18 protein-coding genes are annotated in these 19,964 nt (G+C 60.3%); 8 read left to right on the forward strand and 10 right to left on the reverse strand.

Annotated features, from left to right (window positions below; translation table 11 throughout):
- Positions 1 to 73: 73 nt before the first annotated feature.
- The 4 genes from B7Y89_RS00005 to B7Y89_RS00020 all read left to right on the forward strand — a co-directional run bounded on the left by B7Y89_RS00005 (position 74) and on the right by B7Y89_RS00020 (position 5,391).
- Positions 74 to 1,801 (forward strand): class I adenylate-forming enzyme family protein, encoded by a 1,728-nt coding sequence (locus B7Y89_RS00005; RefSeq protein WP_292934553.1) that lies wholly within the window; start codon positions 74 to 76, stop codon positions 1,799 to 1,801.
- 1 nt (position 1,802) lies between these two features.
- Entirely contained in the window at positions 1,803 to 2,669 is an 867-nt protein-coding gene (locus B7Y89_RS00010) for an amidohydrolase family protein (RefSeq protein WP_292934555.1), read from the forward strand.
- Positions 2,670 to 2,788: 119 nt separating this feature from the next.
- Positions 2,789 to 3,871: a Rieske 2Fe-2S domain-containing protein gene (locus B7Y89_RS00015; RefSeq protein ID WP_292934557.1), complete on the forward strand. Its 1,083-nt coding sequence runs from the start codon at positions 2,789 to 2,791 to the stop codon at positions 3,869 to 3,871.
- On the forward strand, positions 3,868 to 5,391 hold the full coding sequence (locus tag B7Y89_RS00020; RefSeq protein WP_292934559.1) for an amidase: 1,524 nt from the start codon (positions 3,868 to 3,870) through the stop codon (positions 5,389 to 5,391). The genes B7Y89_RS00015 and B7Y89_RS00020 overlap by 4 nt, the downstream gene beginning before the upstream one ends.
- A 63-nt stretch (positions 5,392 to 5,454) precedes the next feature.
- Here the strand turns inward: B7Y89_RS00020 and B7Y89_RS00025 are convergent, their stop codons facing one another.
- The gene (locus B7Y89_RS00025; RefSeq protein WP_292934561.1) at positions 5,455 to 6,258 is read right to left on the reverse strand and encodes a crotonase/enoyl-CoA hydratase family protein; all 804 of its coding nucleotides are present in this window, start codon (positions 6,256 to 6,258) and stop codon (positions 5,455 to 5,457) included.
- 134 nt (positions 6,259 to 6,392) lie between these two features.
- Here B7Y89_RS00025 and B7Y89_RS00030 point away from each other — a divergent pair, with 134 nt between their 5' ends.
- From B7Y89_RS00030 to B7Y89_RS00040, 3 genes are all read left to right on the forward strand, one after another.
- Positions 6,393 to 7,301: a LysR substrate-binding domain-containing protein gene (locus B7Y89_RS00030; protein ID WP_292934563.1), complete on the forward strand. Its 909-nt coding sequence runs from the start codon at positions 6,393 to 6,395 to the stop codon at positions 7,299 to 7,301.
- A 72-nt stretch (positions 7,302 to 7,373) separates the two neighbouring features.
- Positions 7,374 to 8,522: an acyl-CoA dehydrogenase family protein gene (locus tag B7Y89_RS00035; protein ID WP_292934565.1), complete on the forward strand. Its 1,149-nt coding sequence runs from the start codon at positions 7,374 to 7,376 to the stop codon at positions 8,520 to 8,522.
- A gap of 13 nt (positions 8,523 to 8,535) precedes the next feature.
- Positions 8,536 to 9,507: an acyl-CoA dehydrogenase family protein gene (locus B7Y89_RS00040; protein WP_292934567.1), complete on the forward strand. Its 972-nt coding sequence runs from the start codon at positions 8,536 to 8,538 to the stop codon at positions 9,505 to 9,507.
- A gap of 33 nt (positions 9,508 to 9,540) precedes the next feature.
- On the opposite strand, the gene B7Y89_RS00045 is transcribed toward B7Y89_RS00040, so the two are convergent.
- From B7Y89_RS00045 to B7Y89_RS00080, 8 genes are all read right to left on the reverse strand, one after another.
- Positions 9,541 to 10,074 carry a nuclear transport factor 2 family protein gene (locus B7Y89_RS00045; protein WP_292934569.1) on the reverse strand — a complete coding sequence of 178 codons (534 nt, stop codon included), beginning with the start codon at positions 10,072 to 10,074 and terminating at the stop codon, positions 9,541 to 9,543.
- A 6-nt stretch (positions 10,075 to 10,080) separates the two neighbouring features.
- Positions 10,081 to 10,611, reverse strand: coding sequence for an SRPBCC domain-containing protein (locus tag B7Y89_RS00050; protein ID WP_292934571.1), 531 nt, complete (start codon positions 10,609 to 10,611; stop codon positions 10,081 to 10,083).
- A gap of 11 nt (positions 10,612 to 10,622) precedes the next feature.
- Complete coding sequence (locus B7Y89_RS00055; RefSeq protein ID WP_292934573.1) at positions 10,623 to 11,393, reverse strand: SDR family oxidoreductase; 771 nt, start codon at positions 11,391 to 11,393, stop codon at positions 10,623 to 10,625.
- A gap of 64 nt (positions 11,394 to 11,457) precedes the next feature.
- Positions 11,458 to 12,498 (reverse strand): 4-hydroxy-2-oxovalerate aldolase, encoded by a 1,041-nt coding sequence (gene dmpG / locus B7Y89_RS00060; protein ID WP_292934575.1) that lies wholly within the window; start codon positions 12,496 to 12,498, stop codon positions 11,458 to 11,460.
- Positions 12,499 to 12,511: 13 nt separating this feature from the next.
- The gene (locus B7Y89_RS00065; RefSeq protein WP_292934576.1) at positions 12,512 to 13,450 is read right to left on the reverse strand and encodes an acetaldehyde dehydrogenase (acetylating); all 939 of its coding nucleotides are present in this window, start codon (positions 13,448 to 13,450) and stop codon (positions 12,512 to 12,514) included.
- A gap of 11 nt (positions 13,451 to 13,461) precedes the next feature.
- Positions 13,462 to 14,256, reverse strand: coding sequence for a fumarylacetoacetate hydrolase family protein (locus B7Y89_RS00070; protein ID WP_292934578.1), 795 nt, complete (start codon positions 14,254 to 14,256; stop codon positions 13,462 to 13,464).
- Positions 14,243 to 15,073, reverse strand: a complete 831-nt coding sequence (locus B7Y89_RS00075) for an alpha/beta hydrolase (protein ID WP_292934580.1) — start codon at positions 15,071 to 15,073, stop codon at positions 14,243 to 14,245. Before B7Y89_RS00075 ends, B7Y89_RS00070 begins: the two co-directional genes overlap by 14 nt.
- Positions 15,074 to 15,087: 14 nt before the next feature.
- Complete coding sequence (locus B7Y89_RS00080; RefSeq protein WP_292934582.1) at positions 15,088 to 16,299, reverse strand: flavin-dependent monooxygenase; 1,212 nt, start codon at positions 16,297 to 16,299, stop codon at positions 15,088 to 15,090.
- 344 nt (positions 16,300 to 16,643) lie between these two features.
- On the opposite strand from B7Y89_RS00080, the gene B7Y89_RS00085 reads away from it, so the two are divergent.
- On the forward strand, positions 16,644 to 17,756 hold the full coding sequence (locus tag B7Y89_RS00085; protein WP_292934584.1) for a flavin-dependent monooxygenase: 1,113 nt from the start codon (positions 16,644 to 16,646) through the stop codon (positions 17,754 to 17,756).
- A gap of 57 nt (positions 17,757 to 17,813) precedes the next feature.
- On the opposite strand, the gene B7Y89_RS00090 is transcribed toward B7Y89_RS00085, so the two are convergent.
- Positions 17,814 to 19,943, reverse strand: coding sequence for an FAD-dependent oxidoreductase (locus B7Y89_RS00090; RefSeq protein WP_292934586.1), 2,130 nt, complete (start codon positions 19,941 to 19,943; stop codon positions 17,814 to 17,816).
- Positions 19,944 to 19,964: the final 21 nt, after the last annotated feature.

Raw genomic sequence — 19,964 nt, forward strand, 5'->3', positions numbered from 1 at the left:
TTGGCTTTGAAATTCGCAAAAGTCGGTATATGGGTGTGTTAAATAACGCGATGCAGCGGTTTGGGAGTGTTTGATGTCCGATTTACAGGGCGCGGCAGGACAAGTGCGGGAAGAAGGTGCTGGGTCCGGCAGTCCTGTGTTTGCCGATCCTGTTTTGGCGCGCGTTTCGGGGCCGGGCTCTCCGTTTGAAATAGGGGTGCGTGACGGTTTGCGTCAGTTCGTGCAAGCCCCGTCCGATCTGAACCTGATGATCGAAGCAGCGCGCCGGTTTGGTGACCGGACTTGCGTGGTGGATTTTGACAGCGCGGGCAACGAGCGGCGTTTGAGCTTTGACCAGCTTTTCGAATGGCGCGATCAACTGGTGCCGATGCTGCATGTGCAGCGTGGTGACCGGGTGGCGATTGCCATGCGCAACCGTGCCGAATGGCTGGTGGCGTTTCTGGCGGTGATGAAGGCGGGTGGCGTGGCCGTGCTGGTCAACAGCCGGGGATCGGGTCCCGAACTGCTGGCGATGCTGGAAGATGTCGATCCCGCCGTTGTTCTGTGCGATGCCGAGCGGGCGGGTGCGATCCGCGATGCCGGATATGCGGGCCGCGTTCTGGACCTGACCAAGCCTTTTGCGCCTGAAGAAATTGGCCGTCGCGCCAGCGAGTATGCGGCGGATGCGAGTGTGGCAGTTGCGGACGATCCTTGTGCCATCCTGTTTACCTCGGGCACGACCGGGCGGGTGAAGGGGGCGGTGCTTTCGCATCGCAACATGATTACCGGCCTGATGAGCACGCAGATGTCGGGCATGGTTGTGCTGGCCAATATGGCCGCGCAAATGGGGGTGAGCGAGCAGGACCTGATCGCGCGGATGCCGCAACAGGCGGGGCTGCTGGTCTATCCATTGTTCCACGTTTCGGGGCTGGGAGCAGGGTTCCTATCGCCGTTCATGGCCGGATCGAAAGTGGTGATCATGCGCCGCTGGGACGCCGAGGAAGCCGCGCGGCTGATTGCGGCTGAACAGATCAGCATGTTCAGCGCTGTGCCCACGATGCTGTGGGACATCCTGCACCGCGCACGCACCGAAGGCGCCAGCCTTTCAAGTTTGCGCAATATCGGCAGCGGTGGGCAGGCGTTACCGGTCAATCTAGTTGAGGAAGTACATGCACTGTGCCCGCAGGCGCAGATCGGCACCGGCTATGGCATGACCGAATGTTCGGGCGCGATTGCGCAGGCGGTGGGGCCGGAATTCATGAAGCGACCAGCGGCGGCGGGGCGCGTTTTGCCGATGGTGGAAGTGCGCATCGAAGGGGCGGATGGTGCGGTTCTGCCGCTTGGCCAGGCAGGCGAGATCGTGGTGCGTGGCGCGCAAGTGATGAGCGGGTACTGGAACCGTCCCGAGGAGACCGCCGCCGTGCTGACCGCCGATGGCTGGTTGCGTACGGGCGACGTCGGTTATGTTGACGAGGACGGCTATGTTTTCATCGTCGACCGCAAGAAGGACATGGTCATTTCGGGCGGGGAGAACATCTATTGCGCCGAGGTGGAGCGCGCCCTTGGCATGATGCCGGGACTGACCGAATGCGCCGCCTTTGGCTTGCCCGACGAGCGGCTGGGCGAACGGCTGGTGGCGGTGGTCGTGGTCAGCGGCTTGACCGAGGCCGAGATTATCGAAGGCGTAGCGACGCAACTGGCGCGTTACAAAGCGCCCACGCGCGTCGTTATCAGCGAAACAACACTGCCGCGCAATGCGCTGGGCAAGGTCGACAAGATCGCCCTGCGCGCCTTGTGGCCGCAGCTTTCAGGAGAGAATTGATATGGCCATGCCAACCGATATCGGCATCATTGATTGCATGCTTGGCATTCCCGATGCCGAAGACCGCGCCGAGTGGTTTGCGCCGTTCCGTCCGCTGATCAAGGACAAGCAGACGCTAAGCCAGTTTGCCATGCCCGCACAATATATGTTCAAGGACATCCCGCAATCGGGCGAACAGGATGATTACATCGCCTGGACCGTGGCGCAGATGGACAAGCACAATGTCCAGCGCGCGCTGGTGGGGTGGAACGATAATGACACATCGCACCGCGCCAAGGAAATGTACGGCGACCGGTTCTTTTTCGATCTGCCGGTTGATCCCAATCAGGGTGTTGAAGGCATCCGCCGGATCAAGCGTATCCATGCCGAAGTGGGTTTGAGCGCGGTGAGCGTGTTTCCTTCGGGCACGCTGCCGCAAGTGGCGATCAATCACAAATACATGTTCCCGCTTTATGCAGCGTGTGAGGAAATGGGCCTGCCGATCCTGCTGAACGTAGGCATTCCCGGCCCGCGCATTCCGATGGAAACGCAGAAAGTGGAGCACCTCGACGAGGTGTGCTGGTTCTTCCCCGAATTGAAGGTGGTGATGCGCCACGGGGCCGAGCCGTGGGAAGCACTGGCCGTGAAGCTGATGCTGAAATGGCCGAACCTGTATTATTCGACCAGCGCCTTTGCCCCCAAGCATTACCCCAAGGCGATCATCGATTATGCCAACACGCGCGGGGCCGACAAGATCATCTACGCCGGGTACTTCCCGATGGGCCTCAGCCTCGACCGGATCATGAGCGACATGCAGAACGTTCCGTTCAAGGACGAGGTGTGGCCCAAGTTCCTGCGCGAAAACGCGATCAAGGTGTTCGGGCTTTAGACGAGATCGGGGCTGGGAAGTCTGCCCCGTAGTTCAGGCAAAATCCGGGCGGAAAAGACAACCCATTCCGCCCGGTCGCGCCCCGCAATTGTGCAGGCGCTTGAATTGGGAGACCGGCGATGAGTGCCAATGATCAGAAAGCGGCAACCGATGCGCGCACCGCGCCTGTGGCGGTGTGGCAGATCCTCGACAAGCTGAAAGGGCAGGACCTGACCAACTGGCGCACCGCGGCGGTCGAGGGCCGCGCCTCTGTGGCCGAGCGCAATCTGGATATCGGCATTCCGTTCGGCTGGTATCCGGTGGAACTGGCCGCGAACCTTGCCGTGGGCGAGGTCAAGCCGATGCGCTATTTCAGCAAGGATCTGGCGATGTGGCGCGGCGAGGACGGGCAGGTCCGCGTGATCGATGCCTATTGCAAGCATCTGGGCGCGCACATGGGCCATGGCGGCAGAGTGCATGGCAATCTGCTGGAATGCCCGTTCCACGCATGGCGCTATGATGGCGAGGAAGGCGTGGTCAAGGAGATCCCCTATTCCAAGTCCATCCCGCCACAAGTGAAGCGCAAATGCACCCGCACCTGGAGCGTGACCGAGGCGAACCGCTGGATCTGGGTGTGGTATCACCCCGAAGATGCCGCGCCGCTGTTTGAGGTGGAGCACCTGCCCGAAGCGACCGACCCCGAGTGGACCGATTATGACGTGTTCGAATGGAACGTCTACGGATCGATCCAGAACATGGCCGAAAACGGCGTGGACGTGGCGCATTTCAAATATATCCACGGCACCGCCGACGTGCCGCTGGGCGATCTGCGCTGGGGCGAATGGGGGCGCGGCGCCGATGTAAAGGCCAAGATGGGCACGCCGTGGGGCGAGGTCGATGGCCAGATCAGCTATGACACGATGGGGCCGGGGCAGAGCTGGACGCGCTTTACCGGCATTTCCGAAACGCTGCTGGTGGCCTGCATCACGCCGGTAGAACTGGACCATGTGCATGTGCGCTTCTGCTTTACGCAGCCACGCGCACAGGCCGAGGGCGAGCGTGCCGGGGTGGCCCGCGCGATCATCCGCGATATCTGCAAGCAGTTCGATCAGGACAAGATCATCTGGGATCGCCAGAAGTTTGAACCCAACGCCTATATCTGTGAAGGCGATGGTCCGATTGCGCAGTTCCGCAAATATTACGCAAGGTATTATGTGAAATGACGACGACACGGCGCGAGGCCATTGCCGGCGGGATTGCCCTTGCGGCAACCGCCGGGCTTCCGGCAGCAGCAGCAGCAACAGCAAAGGCACGAGGAATGGGCGAAGTTCTGGATAGCCACGATTGTCTGGGGCTGGCAGGCCTTGTGGCCAAGCGCAAGGTATCGGCGGCAGAGCTGCTGGAGGCGGCGATTGCCCGCGCCGAGGCACAGAATCCGAAGTTCAATTTCATGGCGCAAAAGCACTATGATTATGGACGGCGGGCGATTGCGGCGGGGTTGCCGGAAGGGCCGTTCCGGGGCGTGCCGTGGCTTTTGAAAGACTTGAATACGTACATTGCAGGTGAAGTGACCGGCAATGGCAGCCGTCTTTATGCAGGGCAAAAGGCGAGCGTTACGTCGGAACTGGTCAGGCGGATCGAGCGTGCGGGCTTTGTCATTTTTGGCAAGACTACGACGCCCGAATTCGGCCTGACCGGGACGACCGAAAGCGTTGCGACCGGGGCGACACGCAATCCGTGGAACCCGAAACGGGTGGCGGGCGGATCATCGGGCGGGGCGGCAGCGGCTGTGGCGGCGGGTGTCATCCCGGCGGCGCATGCAACCGATGGCGGCGGATCAATCCGCATTCCGGCATCGGCCTGCGGGCTGTTCGGGTTGAAGCCTTCGCGCGGGCGAGTGCCGATGGGACCGGCGCGTACCGAAGGCTGGGGCGGGATGTCGGTGCATCATGCAGTTAGCCGAACGGTACGCGATTCCGCAGCAATCCTTGATGCGACGCATGGGCCGGAGCTGGGCTCACGTTATAGCGCGCCAACGCCGGAGCGGGCATTCCTGGCCGAAGTGGGCCGCAATCCGGGCAAGTTGCGGATCGCTTTGATGCTTGCGCCATTTTCAGGCGCGCCGGTCGATCCCGAAGTGCTGGCCGCTACGCGCGCTGCAGCAAAGCTGCTGGAAAGCCTTGGCCATCATGTGGAGGAGGCCGCGCCGAAGATCGATTTCGCCAGCATTGCCGCGAGCAGCTTTGCCTTGATGGCGTCTTCTGTTGCTGCCGATTGCGAAGACCGTGCCAAATTGCTGGGCATCACGCTTGGGCCGGATGTGGTTGAGCGGACGACGATGGAGTTCATCGCGTTGGGCAAGGGCTATTCCGGCATGGACTTTGCGCGCGGCAACAATGCCTATCAGGCCGCCGCCGTGGCAATTGCGCAGTTCATGGAAAAGTACGACGTCATCTTGTCGCCCACGCTTTCCGCACCGCCATTACCATTGGGGCGGATCGGGTTGGATACAGGGCGGAGCATGGCTGAATGGGGGCGCGAGGTTGGCACGTTCACCGCATTTACCGGCATCTATAACGGAACCGGCCAACCAAGCATGTCACTTCCGCTGGGCATGTCCGCTGACGGATTGCCGATCGGCGTCATGGTTACGGGCCGTTATGGCGAGGAAGGGCTGTTGTTCCGGTTGGCCGGGCAAGTAGAGCAAGCTGCGCCGTGGATCGGGCGTCGGGCCAAGGTTTAGGCTGGACAGGTTGTAAACCCTCCACAGGCCCCTCCCTTAAAGGGAGGGGAGAAGGACTGCGTTCTACTTATCGCCAAATTCCGGGGCGCGTTTTTCGATGAAGGCGGCGACGGCTTCGTGGTGATCATCGGTGTGATGGGCCAAGGCCTGATATGCGGCGGACAGTTCGAGTAGGGGCGCAAGCTTCATATCTTGCCCTTCGCGCAACAGGCGCTTGGCCATGCGGGTTGCGTGGCCGGGATTGGCGGCGATGGATCGGGCAATTTCGATTGCGCGTGGCAGAACCTGTTCATGGGCCACCACTTCGGCCACGAGCCCGTATTCAAGCGCGTGCGCAGCATTAATGGTGTCGCCAGTCAACGTCAGCAGGCTTGTGCGGGCCATGCCGATGATACGGGGCAGTAGCCATGCACCACCATCGCCGGGAACAAGCCCAAGCTTTACAAAGCTTTCGGCGAACAACGCCTTTTCTGACGCGATCCGAACATCGCACATACAGGCCAAGTCAAGCCCGGCACCAATCGCTGGGCCATTGACCGCTGCGATCACCGGCACTTCGAGTTCATAGAGAGCAAGAGGGATCAACTGGATGCCTGTGCGATAGGCTTCGCGTTGCTGGAAGGGCGAACCTGCGAACATGCCAGCCCTGTCTCGCATGTGCTTGATATTGCCGCCTGCACAGAACGCCTTGCCAGCACCGGTGAGGACGACTGCGCGGACGCTGCGATCACGGGTCATCTGGGCGCAAAAGTCGGCAATTTCCTCGCTATGCGCGGTTTCGGAAATGGCGTTGCGATCATCAGGCCGGTTGAGGGTGGCAATGACGACCGGGCCATCGCGTTCGATCAGCAGGAAGGGTTCGGACAATGGACATATCCTCTTTTCAGGCAGGCAGGCAATTCAAACAGGCGGGGAGGGCCACATGCATCAATGTGCAGTCTGGATCGCTATGCCCTTGCGACTGTGTGTGCTAATATTGATTTTCATTTTTGCAATACACGATGAGTATCATGGATCTGCGCCAACTTCGCTATTTCACTGTGCTGGCCGAGACCCTCAATTTTCACCGTGCGGCCGAGCGGCTGAACATGTCGCAGCCGCCGCTGACCGTAGCAATCCGCAAATTGGAAACAGACCTTGGGGCGGTTTTGTTTGAACGCAATCCCCGTGGCTTGCGCTTGACCGAGGCTGGAATGGCGGCGCTGGGGCCTGCGCGCGCGGCCTTGATTCAAGCAGAACAAGTGCGCGAGGCTGCGCGGCAAGGAGCGGTGGGGATGCGTGGCCGACTGGTGGTTGGCTTTATCGGATCCGCTGTCGCGCAATTGCTGCCAAGCATCGTATCGCCATTCCGCAAGGCCTATGCTCAGGTCGAACTGGTGCTGGAAGAAATGACCAGCGTGGAAATCATGGACGCCGTTGCGGGGCGAAAAGTCGATATCGGGCTTGTCAGGTTGCCGGTGCTTAATGCCACGCCGGTTGCAATGGACGTGATCGACCACGACAGCCTGATCGTGGCGCTTCCCGATAATGATCTGCCCGAAGGTGCATCCGCTTTGCATCTGGCGGCGCTGAAAGACAGGCCGTTTATCATGTACGCGCCGATCAGCGTTTTGCATTCTACCATCCGGCTTGCATGCCAGACTGCCGGATTTGTGCCGCAAGTGTCACAAGAAGCAGGGCAGGTGCAGACGATTTTAAGCATGGTACAGGCGGGCCTTGGTGTGGCGCTGGTGCCGGCAAAATCAGCGCGGTTTGCGCCTGCGGGCGTACGGCTTGTCCCATTGGTCGAGCCTATCCCCATTGAAACGGGATTGGTGCGGGCGCTGGATGCCGGGCCGCTGGCCGACAATTTCGTGAAGGCAGCGCTTGCGATACGCGATAGCGTTTCGGTATCGCATCGGCCAAAATAAATATTTGATCCGATGACCCGCCAAGCACATCAAAGCGGCAGTCTGATATTGTTCCAGTAAGGACCAACCGCCGTGTTCGATACATTCACGCTTGCACCTTTGCCGCCAGAGGATGAAGCAATCCGCCCGCAGATCCGCGCCTTTATCGAGCGTGAGATTGCCGGGATGCCTTTGGCAAAGCGCGCGCGGACGTGGATGGGCTTTGATCCTGAATTCAGCCGTGCGCTGGGGCGCGAAGGGTTTTTGGGACTGACGTTGCCAAAGGCCTATGGCGGGCAGGAGCGTGGACCGTTCGCACGCTTCGTGGTGGTTGAAGAGCTGTTGATTGCGGGCGCGCCGGTTGCCGCCCACTGGATTGCCGATCGTCAAAGCGCACCGCTGCTCTTGAACTTCGGGACCGAGCATCAGCGCCAGAAGTACATTCCCGCCATCTGTCGGGGGGAGCAAATATTCTGCATCGGCATGAGCGAGCCGGGATCGGGATCGGATCTGGCCAGCGTTCGGACCCGGGCAGAACGGACGCCTGCTGGCGGCTGGCTGGTCAACGGACAGAAGATCTGGACGACCAATGCGATGCATTCTGACTACATGATTGCGCTGATCCGCACATCGGGTTCGGCGGCAGATCGCAATGCGGGGTTGTCGCAACTGATCATCGATCTGAAGGCGCCGGGAGTTACGATCCGTCCGATTGTCGATCTGACCGGCGATGCCCACTTTGCCGAAGTTTTCTTTGAAAACGTGGAGTTGGGCGACGATGCTCTGGTCGGCAATGAAGGTGAGGGCTGGAGCCAGGTCGTGGCTGAACTGGCGTTTGAACGCTCTGGCCCCGAACGCATCTATTCCAGCGCGCTTTTGCTGGACGCCTGGGTGCGGCATGTGCGGGCCGTGGGGCGGACAGATTGTGCCGCACTGATCGGGCGGCTGACGGCGGAACTGGCAACTTTGCGCGCCATGTCCATTGCCTGCACCGCGCGATTGGCACTGGGTGAAAGCCCGGTGGTGGAAGCCAGTATCGTCAAGGACCGGGGCACAACGTTCGAACAGGAATTGCCCGTGGTCATCGCCGATGATCTGGCGGCCCATCCTGACGAAGCAGTTGATCCGGAACTGTACCGCACGCTGACATACCTGACACATATTTCACCAAGCTTTTCGTTGCGCGGAGGTACGCGCGAGATCTTGCGCGGGATCATCGCGCGCGGAATGGGCCTGCGATAAGGGAGCGCGCGACATGAACGAACTTCTGGAACCCTTTGTCCGCATGCTCGAAAACATTGCTGCACCGGCTGCTGTGCGGGCGGTTGAGCAGGGCGGTTCAGCCGATGCGATGTGGGCTGAAATTGCATCATCGGGCTTTCTTGATGCTCTGGTGAGTGAGGAACAGGGCGGTGCAGGGCTATCGCTGGCCGAAGTGGAACAGCTTTTCGGCGCGCTTGGAGCCCACGCTGTGCCATTGCCGGTAGGCGAGACGATGATTGCGCGCGCGCTTCTGGCGCAAGCAGGCGTGGCGGCACCTGATGGGCCGATTGCGCTGGCAACGTCGGCGCTATCGGGACAAGTTGTGCCGTGCGGCCTTGTGGCGGACCATGTGTTGCTGGACCGGGGTGATGCCCTTACGCTCGTAGCAGTGGCAGATTTGCAGATTGCGCCGCTTGGTATTCACGGTGCGTTGGCGGCGCGCATATCTTGGGGCAATGCACCATCAGGGGCGGTTTTGCCGCGCCCTGCCAATGGTTTGCGCCCTGTCGCGGCAGCGTTGCGTGCGGCGCTGATTGCCGGGTGTGCGGGGCAGTTGTGCACGATGACATCCAATTACGCCAACGAACGGGTGCAGTTTGGCAAGCCGATCGGGCGTCAGCAGGCGTTGCAGCAGAACCTGGCCGTGATGGCCGAGGACATGATCGCTGCGCGGATTGCGGCACAACTGGGATGTGCTGGCGGGCTGGATATCAGCCTTGCCGCAGCGGCCACGGCAAAGGCCACGACATCAGGCATCGTGCCCCGCTTTGCCGCCACCGCCCATGCGGTGCACGGCGCAATCGGTGTGGCCGAAGAATATGACCTGCAATTGCTGACGCGGCGCTTGCACGAATGGCGGCTGGCCGATGGATCAGAAGGTTATTGGAACGAATTGCTGGGGGCCAAGCGGCTGGAAAGCGATGCCTCGACGCTCGATTGGGTGCGCGCCGAGGTATTTGCCTGAACAGTCAGGTAGCGTCGTGGCTTGTTCGCGGCGCTACTCGTCCCACTGTATGAGATGGCTGATGTCGGTGCGTTCTTCGGGTTTACGTCCGGTGGTTGCAAGTCGCTGGACCGAGAGCCGGCCGCCTGTCTTGCTGAACTTGGTGAGGACTTCGATCACGCGGTCGTAATAGGTGCTTTCGATCCGCCAGACCCCGCCTTCACGGCGGTAAGTGTCGGTATAGATCGCGGTGCCGAAGGTGTGATCGTCTTTCTCGGTATCGATGAACACGTCTTGCAGATACCAGATGCCGGTTGCGGTGTTGTCGCCGGTGATCGCCACTTCGGGCATGATGCCGATGTGCATGGCCGCAGCGCCTGAATGGAACGAATTGGCGAGGAATTCGAGCATCGCCGCACGGCCTTTGAGCGAGACTTTGTACGTGCCGCCATTGTAAGTGCAGGCGACATTTTCAACGAAGATATCGGCAAGCAATGCCTGATCTCCGGTATCTATGCCCCTGAAATAGCGGTGTTTGAGGACTTTGATTTCCTCGATGTCGGACAAGTGTTGCAGAGTGAATGGCATTGTGGATCAGGCTTTCACTTCGTTGGCGTAAAGCTCTTCGGCACGGGCTTTCAAGGCGCGGGCGGAATCGTCAAAGGCCCGTTTTACCCACGGTCCGGCAAAGCGGAAGACGTGGATGCCATTGATGCCGAGGAAGGCATCCGTGCTGAAATAGCGGCAGGATGCAGGGCTGGTCGCCTCGATCACCTGATCACGTCGGGCGGGGTAGGGCCATGCTTCGCTGTAGACCATTTCCCATGACAGCAGGCGTTCGGGTTCGTTTGCGCAGATGAACTCGCAATTGGGCACGATGCTGCCGGGCACGGCATAGTTCAACAGCTTCATATGGACAGCAGCGCCCATTTCCAGCGTGGATTCCGCTTTAACGCAGAACGGGTTCCATTCGTTGTAGCGCGGCAGATCGGTCAGCACCTGCCACACCACGCGGGCAGGGGCGGCAATTTCTACAGTATCGCTGACGGTTATGGCATCGGGATCAAGCCCTAATACCGGATCGTCAGAAAGCGTAGGGTGGCTTTTCATCCAGTCGAGCAGCATGACAGAGTTCCTTATGCTGCGACCCAATCGCCGCCGTTGACATCAAGCATGGCGCCGGTGATTTCCGAGGCATAGTCCGAAAGCAGGAAATAGACCGCCTTGGCACAATCGGCATCAGGCGGAATATGGCCCACCGGGATTTCGCTGGCGCGCTGGGTGCGGAAGGCCTCTGCGCCTTCGCCCAGCCCCTTGATAAAGCCTTCAAGCGGTGCGCCCATCATCCAGCCCATCAGCGCTGTGTTGACGCGGATGCCGGTGCCACCAAATTCAACCGCGAGATGCCGGGTCATGTGATTGAGCGCGCCCTTGGCCATGCCATAGCCACCTTCGCCGGGCATCGGCTTGCGTGTGCACAGGGTAGAAATGTTGACGATGGAGCCTGCGCCTTGTGCTTTCATCGTCGGGTAGACGGCCATGGCCATGCGCAATGCGCCTGCCGCGCCCACGTTGAATGCCTGTAGCACTTGTTCGACATCATGGTCGATCAGCGGACCCCAATCGGGGTGGTAATAGGCCGAGTTGATCAGCCCATCGATGCGGCCCCATTTGCTGACAGCGGCTTGTGCGGCGGCTTTGCACTGGTCCATGTTGGTCACGTCGAGTGGTACAGCAATGGCCTCGCCACCTGCGGCGACGATTTCCTGCGCGACTTCTTCGATGGCCTGTTTGGAACGCGCGGTGACGACGACTTTTGCGCCTTCACGCGCTGCGCCGCGACAGGCGGCTTGCCCCATGCCGGGACCAGCGCCTGTCACGATGACGACCTTGTCTTTCAGGATCATGTGCTTCTCTCCCGGTATGGCGCGTGGACTTTTGTCCGTTTTCTTGCGCTGGTGTATGAGGGTATCAGCCCTCGCGTTGTTTGATGATGTCGAGCGCGACGTCGACGATCATGTCTTCCTGGCCGCCCACCATCTTGCGGCGGCCCAGTTCGACAAGGATCGTGCGCGTATCGATGCCGTATGTTTCGGCGGCCTTTTCAGCGTGGCGCAGGAAACTGGAGTAGACCCCGGCATAGCCAAGCGCCAAGGTTTCGCGGTCAACCCGCACAGGGCGATCCTGCATCGGGCGCACGATGTCTTCGGCGGCGTCCATCAGCATCATCACATCGCAGCCGTGGTTCCAGCCCTTGCGATCAGCGGCGGCGATGAACACCTCCAATGGCGCATTGCCCGCGCCTGCGCCCATGCCGGTAAGGCTGGCATCGATGCGCACCGCGCCGCATTGTGCAGCAACAATCGAATTGGCAACGCCCAGCGACAGGTTGTGATGGGCGTGCATGCCGCGCTGGGTTTCAGGCTTCAGCACGCGGTCATAGGCTTCGAACCGCGCGCGGACACCGTCCATATCGAGCGCGCCGCCGCTGTCGGTGACATAGATGCATTGCGCGCCGTAGCTTTCCATCAGCAAGGCTTGCTTGGCCAGCAGTTCAGGCTCGATCATATGGCTCATCATCAGGAAGCCAGACACGTCCATGCCCAGATCGCGTGCGATGCCGATGTGCTGCTTTGATACGTCGGCTTCGGTGCAGTGTGTGGCGACGCGGACCGAGCGGACGCCGATGTCATAGGCGCGCTTGAGTTCCTCGACCGTGCCGACACCGGGCAGGATAAGGGTGGTGAGCACGCAAGTGGTCAGCACTTCGGCAACGGCTTCAAGCCATTCCCAATCGGTGTGCGCGCCAAAGCCATAATTGAAGCTGGCACCAGAAAGGCCATCGCCATGCGCCACTTCGATGGCATCGACGCCCGCCTTGTCGATGGCAGAGGCAATCGCCTTGACCTGATCGATGCCGTACATGTGGCGGATGGCATGCATGCCATCGCGCAGGGTGACGTCCTGGATATAGAGCTTGTCGCCAGCTTCCACGTTGAAGGTTGAGGTCATTTCCGGGTCTCCTTCAAGCGGCCGCTGCGGCCATGCGGCGCGCGGCAAGCAGTTCGCCCGTGGCTTTGGCGGCGGCGGTCATGATGTCGAGGTTGCCCGAATAGCTGGGAAGGTAATCGCCCGCGCCTTCGACTTCGAGCATGATCATCGATTTGACGCCGGAGAATTCGCCTTGGCCGGGGATCTTCAGCTTGTTGTTATCGCCATAGCGTTCGAACTGGACTTCCTGCTTCAAGCGGTAGCCCGGAACGTATTTCTGCACTTCGGCGACCATGTCCTTCACCGATTGGCGGATCGCGTCCTCGTCCGCGCCTTCGGACAGGGTGAACACGGTATCGCGCATGATCATCGGTGGTTCGGCGGGGTTCAGGATGATGATCGCCTTGCCGCGTGTTGCGCCGCCCACTTCTTCGATGGCGCGGGCGGTGGTGCGGGTAAATTCATCAATATTGGCGCGGGTGCCGGGGCCTGCCGAGCGCGAGGACACTGATGCGACGATTTCGGCATAGTGCACTTTGCCGACGCGGCTGACAGCAGCCACCATCGGGATTGTGGCCTGTCCGCCGCAAGTGACCATGTTGACGTTCGACGCGCCCAGATTGGCTTCCATGTTGACCGGCGGGACGATGAATGGGCCGATGGCGGCGGGTGTAAGATCGACCACCTGAATGCCATCGGCGCGCAAAGCTTCATCGTGGACCTTGTGAGCATAGGCGCTGGTGGCATCGAACGCGATGCCGATGTCCTTGTAAAGCGGGTGTTTGCGCAGGCCCTCAAGGCCTTCGTGTGTGGTGGCGATGCCATGTTCGCGCGCCATGGCAAGCCCTTCCGACTTTTCGTCGATACCCACGACGATGGCCAGTTCCATGTTCTGCGGATATTTGATCATTTTCATCATCAGATCGGTGCCGATATTGCCCGAACCGATGATTGCGGCCTTAACCCGTGCCATTGCCAATATCCTTATACGAAGTTTGCAACGCACGTGCCCAAGGGGCCGCTGGCGTCGCTCAAAATCATTTCAAACCGGTCACCTTTGGCCGCAGGGGCCAATGGAACCAGGCTGCCCGACAGGATCACATCGCCTGCATTCAGCGTGACGCCATAAGCGCCAAGGGTGTTGGCCAGCCACGCCACTGCCTGTGCCGGATCACCCTGCACGGCATGGCCATAGCCTTCTGACAGGGCCTCGCCGTTCTTGGTCACGGCGACGTGCAGATTGGGCAGATCAAGCCCTGATGGGTCAAGCCGCTCCTTGCCGATTACATAGACGCCGCAGCTTGCGTTGTCCGATACGGTATCGACGATCTTGATCTTCCAGTCATCAATCCGGCTGTCGACGATTTCAAAGCAGGGCGCGATGCTTTCGGTGGCGGCCAGAACGTCGGCAGCGGTCACGCCGGGGCCGTTGAGGCTGCTTTTGAGAATGAACGCGATTTCCGCTTCGGCACGCGGGGCGATCAGGCCTTTGGCGTCAATATCGATGTCGCCTTCGACATGCATCCAGTCGGTCAGGAAACCGAAATCGGGCTGGTGGACGCCCAGCATATCCTGCACGGCCTTGCTGGTAACGCCGATTTTCTTGCCCACCACCTTTTCCCCGTCGGCCACGCGGCGCGACAGGAAATCGAGGTTGATCGCATAGGCATCATCGAGGGTGAGCGACGGGTCCTGTTCGATCAGCGGGGTGATGGTTTTGCGCTGGCGCAGGGCTTCGTAAAGCGCGGCTCCGAACTTTTCGATCTTATCGGCGGGCATTGAGAAACTCGATGGCGTAGGCGTTGAATTCATCGGCGCGTTCAACCTGTACCCAGTGGCCGGTGCGGGCAAAGGTAATGGCGCGCACATCGGGGCAATGGTCAAGGAACAGGCGCGCGTGGGCCTCGGGGCAGAACTCGTCGTTCAGGCCCCAGAGCACGAAGACCGGTTGGGTGATTTCGGGCAGGCGCGGCGACAGATCGGGCGTGCGCATGCGCATCAGCACATCCTTGGGCTGGGTGCGCGCCACTTCAAAGCGTTCGGCCACCAGTGCATCGGGGATGTTGGGGGCAAAATCGGGGTGGACCAGATTGCTGACAAGGCGCTTCTGTTCGGCCAGATTGAAATCGGGGCTGCCGAAGTTCGACATCATCTTGGCAATGCCGGGCATCACGAAATAGCTTTCGCGTTCCGCCACGCAGCCCGGTGCCATCAGCACGAGATTGCGGGTGAAGCCGGGGTGATCCAGCGTCATCAGCAGGGCAATGCCGCCGCCCAGCGAATTGCCGACCAGACTGGCCGAGGTGATGCCGTGGGCAAGCAATGCTTCATAAAGCGTGTCGGTGAACAATTGCAGCGTGTAATCAATGCCTTCTGGCTTTGATGATCCGCCATAGCCGATTAGATCGGGCAGGATTACGCGATAACCGGCATCCACGAAAGCATCTATGTTCGAGCGGAAGTTTGACGCGCCCGATGCGCCGGGACCGCTGCCGTGGATGAACACGACGGCAGGCGCGGCTGCATCGCCCGCTTCTGCAATGACGATATCATATCCGCCCGAAACGCGGTGCGTTGTGGTGGCAATCTCAGCCATGAGTTACGCTCCGGTCAAAGGAAGGTGAAGCCGGGAGCCTGCCCGCCCATCGCGCCGACAACGTCGCCGGTGCGGTTGGCCGGATCATTGGCGACGTGGGCGCGACCGGCATGCAGATCGAGCCAGGGCTGGAGGATCGGGCTGGAGTTATAGATTGCACGGCCGCCCAGAAGCTTGACCATATCATCCACCAGATCGGCCATGCGGCGCACCACACTGGCCGAATTATAGGCATAGAGCGTGCGCTTTTCCATCGGGATAGCCTCGCCGCGCTCGGCAATGTCCATCAGGTCTTCGAAGGTGACGCGAAGGGTGGTTTCCATTTCGCTGACTTCGGCATGGGCGCGGGCGATGGCGGCCATCAGGAAGGGGTCATCTTTCGACGCCTTGCCGGTGTTGGTTGAAACGCGACTTGCGGCAATCTCGCGCGCGGCCGTGATTGCAGCACGCGCGCCGCCGAAGGCTGCGGTCGATACCGAGCGCATGAACACTTGCGCCCATGGCAGGGTGTAGAGCGGGCCGGTGTTGGTTTCCTGCCCCGGATTGGCGCAGAGGAAGCCATCGACTGAACGGTGGGTGCGGTGTTCGGGCACGAAAACGTCGTCCACAATCACATCATGGCTGCCGGTGCCCTGAAGGCCGAAGACATGCCAGCAGTCGGTGTCGATGGTGTAGTCGGCACGGGGCACAAGGAATGCGCGCATATCGGGCGCACCGCCGGGTTCGGTTGGCGGCACAAGCGCGCCCAGAACCACCCATTGGCAGTGCACCGATCCGGTGGAAAAGCCCCAGCGACCGGACAGGCGGAAGCCGCCTTCGACAGGCGTTACCTTGCCGACGGGTTGATAGGAAGAGGATACCAGCGTCGAGGTATCATCGCCCCAGACTTCTGCCTGGGCCTGTTCATGGAACAGCGCGATTTCATAGGGGTGGCAGCCCACCACGCCATACATCCAGCCGGTGGACATGCAGCCTTCGGCAAGGGCCTTCTGCACATCGTAAAAGACGTTGGGGTGCATTTCATAGCCGCCCCAACGCTTTGGCTGAAGGATGCGGAAAAAGCCCGCCTCGTGCATTTCTGCAATGGATTGAGCCGAAACGTCGCGGTTTGCCACACAGGCGCGCGAACGTTCGCGCAAGGTCGGGATCATCGCGCGGGCGCGGGCCACGAGTTCCTGCCCCGAGGGGTAAGCGTCCAACTGCGGCAAGGCGACTGCGCTGGCCATAATTCAGGTCTCTCCAAACCGAATCAACATGCATTGGATTGCACTGCATTCGTAATTTATATTTGCATCGGATACGCAAATCGTCAATTAAAAACCCATAATCCTTTCAAAAGCGGTAAGTTGGTACTTTTTGCACATCAAGAAGTGCGGTCTAGTGGGAAGAGCGTCCTGCACTTGTGGCATGTGCGGACGCGCGGGCGCTGTGCGGGCAAGTGCCCCTTTGGGCAAACCGGTGCTTTTGGCAGTTTTACAAATGCAAAGTTTGGTTTATTCGTTAATCAAAGCTACTAATGCGTAATGTTAGAAGAATCTGTTTACGCACAGATTGGATGGGAGTTGAGGGTATGGCGATTTCGTCGAAAACGCTGGAACTTGTAGCGGAACATGCCGCGCAGGGGCGCAAGGCGCGGCGCATTTCGGAAGAGGTGGTTGTTGCGCTGCGTGAAGATGGCTTCTTCCGGCATTTCACGCCTGTCAGCCACGGCGGCACCGGCGGGACGCCGCAGGACTTTTTCATCGATCAGATCGCCATTGCCGAACGCGACATGAGCACCGCGTGGGCGCTGGGCATTGTGGCAGTCCACAATTACCAGATCGCGCTGATGGCACCGCAGGCGCAGGACGAGGTCTTTGCAGATGGCCCCGATGCCATGATCTCAAGCTCGTACAATCCGGTTGGCGCCAAGGCCAAGGCAGTAGACGGCGGCTTCATGCTCTCGGGGCGCTGGGGCTGGTCAAGCGGGTGCCTGCACTGCAACTGGGTACTGCTTGGCGGGGTTATCCCCGGTGACGGCTATCGCACGTTTCTGGTGCCAGCCAGCGATTACCGGATTGATGACACATGGTACACGATGGGCCTGCAAGGCACCGGATCGAATGATATCGTGATTGATGAGCCGGTGTTCGTGCCCGAACATCGCACGCACAAGCAGATGGACGGGTTCAATTCAGTCCATCACCAGTCTGATCCGGTTTACGATCTGCCATGGGCGCAAGTGTTCATCCGCGTGGTCAACACCAGCGCCATTGGTGCGGTTCGCCATGCGTTGAGCCTGTTCAAGGACCGCGTGGGTCTTTCATCCACTGACATGAGCAAAAGCGCGACCGATCCTGATGTGCTGGACCGGATTGCCCGGGCATCCAACCTTGCCGAAGAAAGTCTGGCCGTGATGGTCAGCAATTTCAAGGCGATGGAAGCGGTGCAATGGAAGCCTGCGATCGAGGACCGCGTGCGCTATCGCTATCAGGCAAGCCTTGTGGCGGATCGCTGCATTGAGGCGATGGATCTGCTTATGGACGTGGCCGGTGGCCGTTCGGTTTACAGCGACAGCGCGTTTCAGGAATTGTGGCGCGATGTCCGCATGTCCCGCGCGCATGTGGCCAATAATCCGGTCGGCTTTGCCCGCAATTATGCCACTGTGCTGATGGGCGGCCAGAACGGCGATTATTTCTTGTGATCCATCCGGTGGCTTGGGCAATGCAAGGCCCAAGCCACCGGTCTTGGCGGGCCGGTATCAGGCAGCGATGGCCCTGACGGCAGCCCGCGCATCGCGCATTGCACCTTCGATATAGCCAACGCCATTGGCATCGCCGATGGCATGAACGGTAAAGCCGGCGCTGCGTAGGGCATCGGCCAGCGAGAGATCGCCTTGCGCGCCTTTGGCTACGATCACATTGCCGCCAGGCACGTTCTGGCGGGCACCGGATGCGTCGGTAAAGCTGACGGTGTCAGTTCCGATCACGATGTCGGTGGCACCGCTGTGCAGGCCGACGCCGTGTTCTGCAAGTTCGCTCATCAGCCGCATCCGGCGCACCAACGTCAGGCCTTTGCCCATGCGCGGGGCTTCTTCGATCACGTTGACAGTGCGGCCGCGCTCACACAGGAATTCGGCAAGTTCAAGGCCAACCAGTTCGCCCCCGATGATAGTGACCGTATCGGCCAGCGGCATCCATGTGTGCGTGGCTTTCCGGACAAGAGCGAGGTTGGCCGTGGCTCCTGTTGCAGCGCCCACTTTGGTGGCAAGGCGCGTGAACAGGCCGGTCTTGCGCTTCAGTTGATCCGAGCTTTCGCCCAGCATCATCTTGCGCATGTCATCGCCTGAATAGACGTGATCCTGATCACCCCCGGCAATCGCGGGCATGTTGCGCAGCGCGCCGGTGGCAACGATCACTTCATCGACGTTCAGCGTGCTCAGCAATTCCGGCGTGGCAAGCGTTGAAAGACGCACGTCGATCCGGGCTTCCTTTACCTCGCGCCGCAACCATTCAAGGATGCGTTCGTTGGGTTCATAGGCAAGGCTGGCAAAGCGCAGCGTCCCGCCGAGCCGGTCCGACTTTTCGAGCAACGTTACTTTGTGGCCAAGCGCGGCAAGGCGACGGGCAGATTCCATGCCGCCGGGGCCGCCGCCGATGATAGCGACATGTTTGGGGCTTGCACTCGCTGGCGCTGGTTCAACTTCAAATTCAAGGCCTAGCCCCGCGTTGACGGCGCAGCGAGTCGGCTGGCCTGCGTAAATGGCGGAAACGCATGTGTAGCAATACACGCAAGGGCGGACCTTTTCGGTTTGGCCTTCGGCCAGCTTGCGGGGCAGATGCGGGTCTGCCAGCAACTTGCGTCCCATGGCGATGAAATCGGCGTCACCTTTGGCAATTGCGCTTTCGGCTGTGTCCACTTCGATCCGGCCGGACCCGATCACCGGGATTTTTACGGCTTTGCGGATTTCCGCTGTGGCAGGCAGGTTCCAGTTTTCCAGATGCGGAATGTTTGATTCCGAATGCAGCTTGCCGATGCCGGTATCGTGGTACGATGTGATGGTGATCGCATCGACACCTGCGGACTCGACCATTTTGGCATTGGCGATGGCATCTTCCATGGTGATACCGCCGTCTTTGCCCACTTCGCGGGAATCCAGCTTGATCCACAGCGGATAATCGCGGCCCACTTCGGCGCGGATGGCGGCGATCACCTCAAGCGTCAGGCGAAGGCGGTTTTCGCGGCTGCCGCCGTACTGGTCAGTGCGGTTGTTGATATAAGGCGAGGTGAAGGACGATAGAAGATAGCCGTGACCGCCATGGATTTCGATGCCGTCAAAACCCGCCTCTTTGGCGCGGCGCGCGCCTTGGGCAAACTGCTGCACAGCGATGTTTATATCACCCTGATCAAGGATTTTCAGCTCTGGCATCGCCCCGCCACCAACGCCGCCCATTTCCTCGGGCAGGAAGAAATTCATGAAATCGCCCTTGAACGGCTTGGGATAGGCCGGTCCCCACAGCGGATGGCCCCAGCGCGCGGCGGAATAGCCTGCAACAAAGCCGCCGTGATGCAATTGCGCGGCAATCTTTGCGCCATGGGCATGGACGCGGCGGGTCATTTCCTTGAGCGCGGGAATGAAGCGGTCATCCGAGATTGCGGTTTGCTGCATAGCCACGGCACCAACTGGCCAAGCCACTCCAGCCACGCCCGAGATGATCAGTCCGGCACCACCGCGCGCCTGTTCCTCGTGATAGGCCATCATGCGTTCGCCTACGGTGCCATCATCTTCCGACAGGCTGACGCCCATCGCGGTAACGGCAATGCGGTTCTTCACTTCCAATGAGCCGATACGGCCGGGTGAAAGCAGGTGCGGATAGAGATTGGAGGACACGAGGTTTGGCTTTCCCAAAAG

The organism is Novosphingobium sp. 32-60-15 (assembly GCF_002280675.1).
Taxonomy (GTDB): domain Bacteria; phylum Pseudomonadota; class Alphaproteobacteria; order Sphingomonadales; family Sphingomonadaceae; genus Novosphingobium.

Coding starts and splice junctions, on each gene's coding strand:
- dmpG (WP_292934575.1), bottom strand. CDS start 12,498: ATGACCTCAACCTTCAACGTGGAAGCTGGCGACAAGCTCTATATCCAG.
- B7Y89_RS00020 (WP_292934559.1), top strand. CDS start 3,868: ATGACGACGACACGGCGCGAGGCCATTGCCGGCGGGATTGCCCTTGCG.
- B7Y89_RS00040 (WP_292934567.1), top strand. CDS start 8,536: ATGAACGAACTTCTGGAACCCTTTGTCCGCATGCTCGAAAACATTGCT.
- B7Y89_RS00005 (WP_292934553.1), top strand. CDS start 74: ATGTCCGATTTACAGGGCGCGGCAGGACAAGTGCGGGAAGAAGGTGCT.
- B7Y89_RS00030 (WP_292934563.1), top strand. CDS start 6,393: ATGAGTATCATGGATCTGCGCCAACTTCGCTATTTCACTGTGCTGGCC.
- B7Y89_RS00070 (WP_292934578.1), bottom strand. CDS start 14,256: ATGCCCGCCGATAAGATCGAAAAGTTCGGAGCCGCGCTTTACGAAGCC.
- B7Y89_RS00050 (WP_292934571.1), bottom strand. CDS start 10,611: ATGCTGCTCGACTGGATGAAAAGCCACCCTACGCTTTCTGACGATCCG.
- B7Y89_RS00065 (WP_292934576.1), bottom strand. CDS start 13,450: ATGGCACGGGTTAAGGCCGCAATCATCGGTTCGGGCAATATCGGCACC.
- B7Y89_RS00015 (WP_292934557.1), top strand. CDS start 2,789: ATGAGTGCCAATGATCAGAAAGCGGCAACCGATGCGCGCACCGCGCCT.
- B7Y89_RS00080 (WP_292934582.1), bottom strand. CDS start 16,299: ATGGCCAGCGCAGTCGCCTTGCCGCAGTTGGACGCTTACCCCTCGGGG.
- B7Y89_RS00085 (WP_292934584.1), top strand. CDS start 16,644: ATGGCGATTTCGTCGAAAACGCTGGAACTTGTAGCGGAACATGCCGCG.
- B7Y89_RS00055 (WP_292934573.1), bottom strand. CDS start 11,393: ATGATCCTGAAAGACAAGGTCGTCATCGTGACAGGCGCTGGTCCCGGC.
- B7Y89_RS00045 (WP_292934569.1), bottom strand. CDS start 10,074: ATGCCATTCACTCTGCAACACTTGTCCGACATCGAGGAAATCAAAGTC.
- B7Y89_RS00010 (WP_292934555.1), top strand. CDS start 1,803: ATGGCCATGCCAACCGATATCGGCATCATTGATTGCATGCTTGGCATT.
- B7Y89_RS00075 (WP_292934580.1), bottom strand. CDS start 15,073: ATGGCTGAGATTGCCACCACAACGCACCGCGTTTCGGGCGGATATGAT.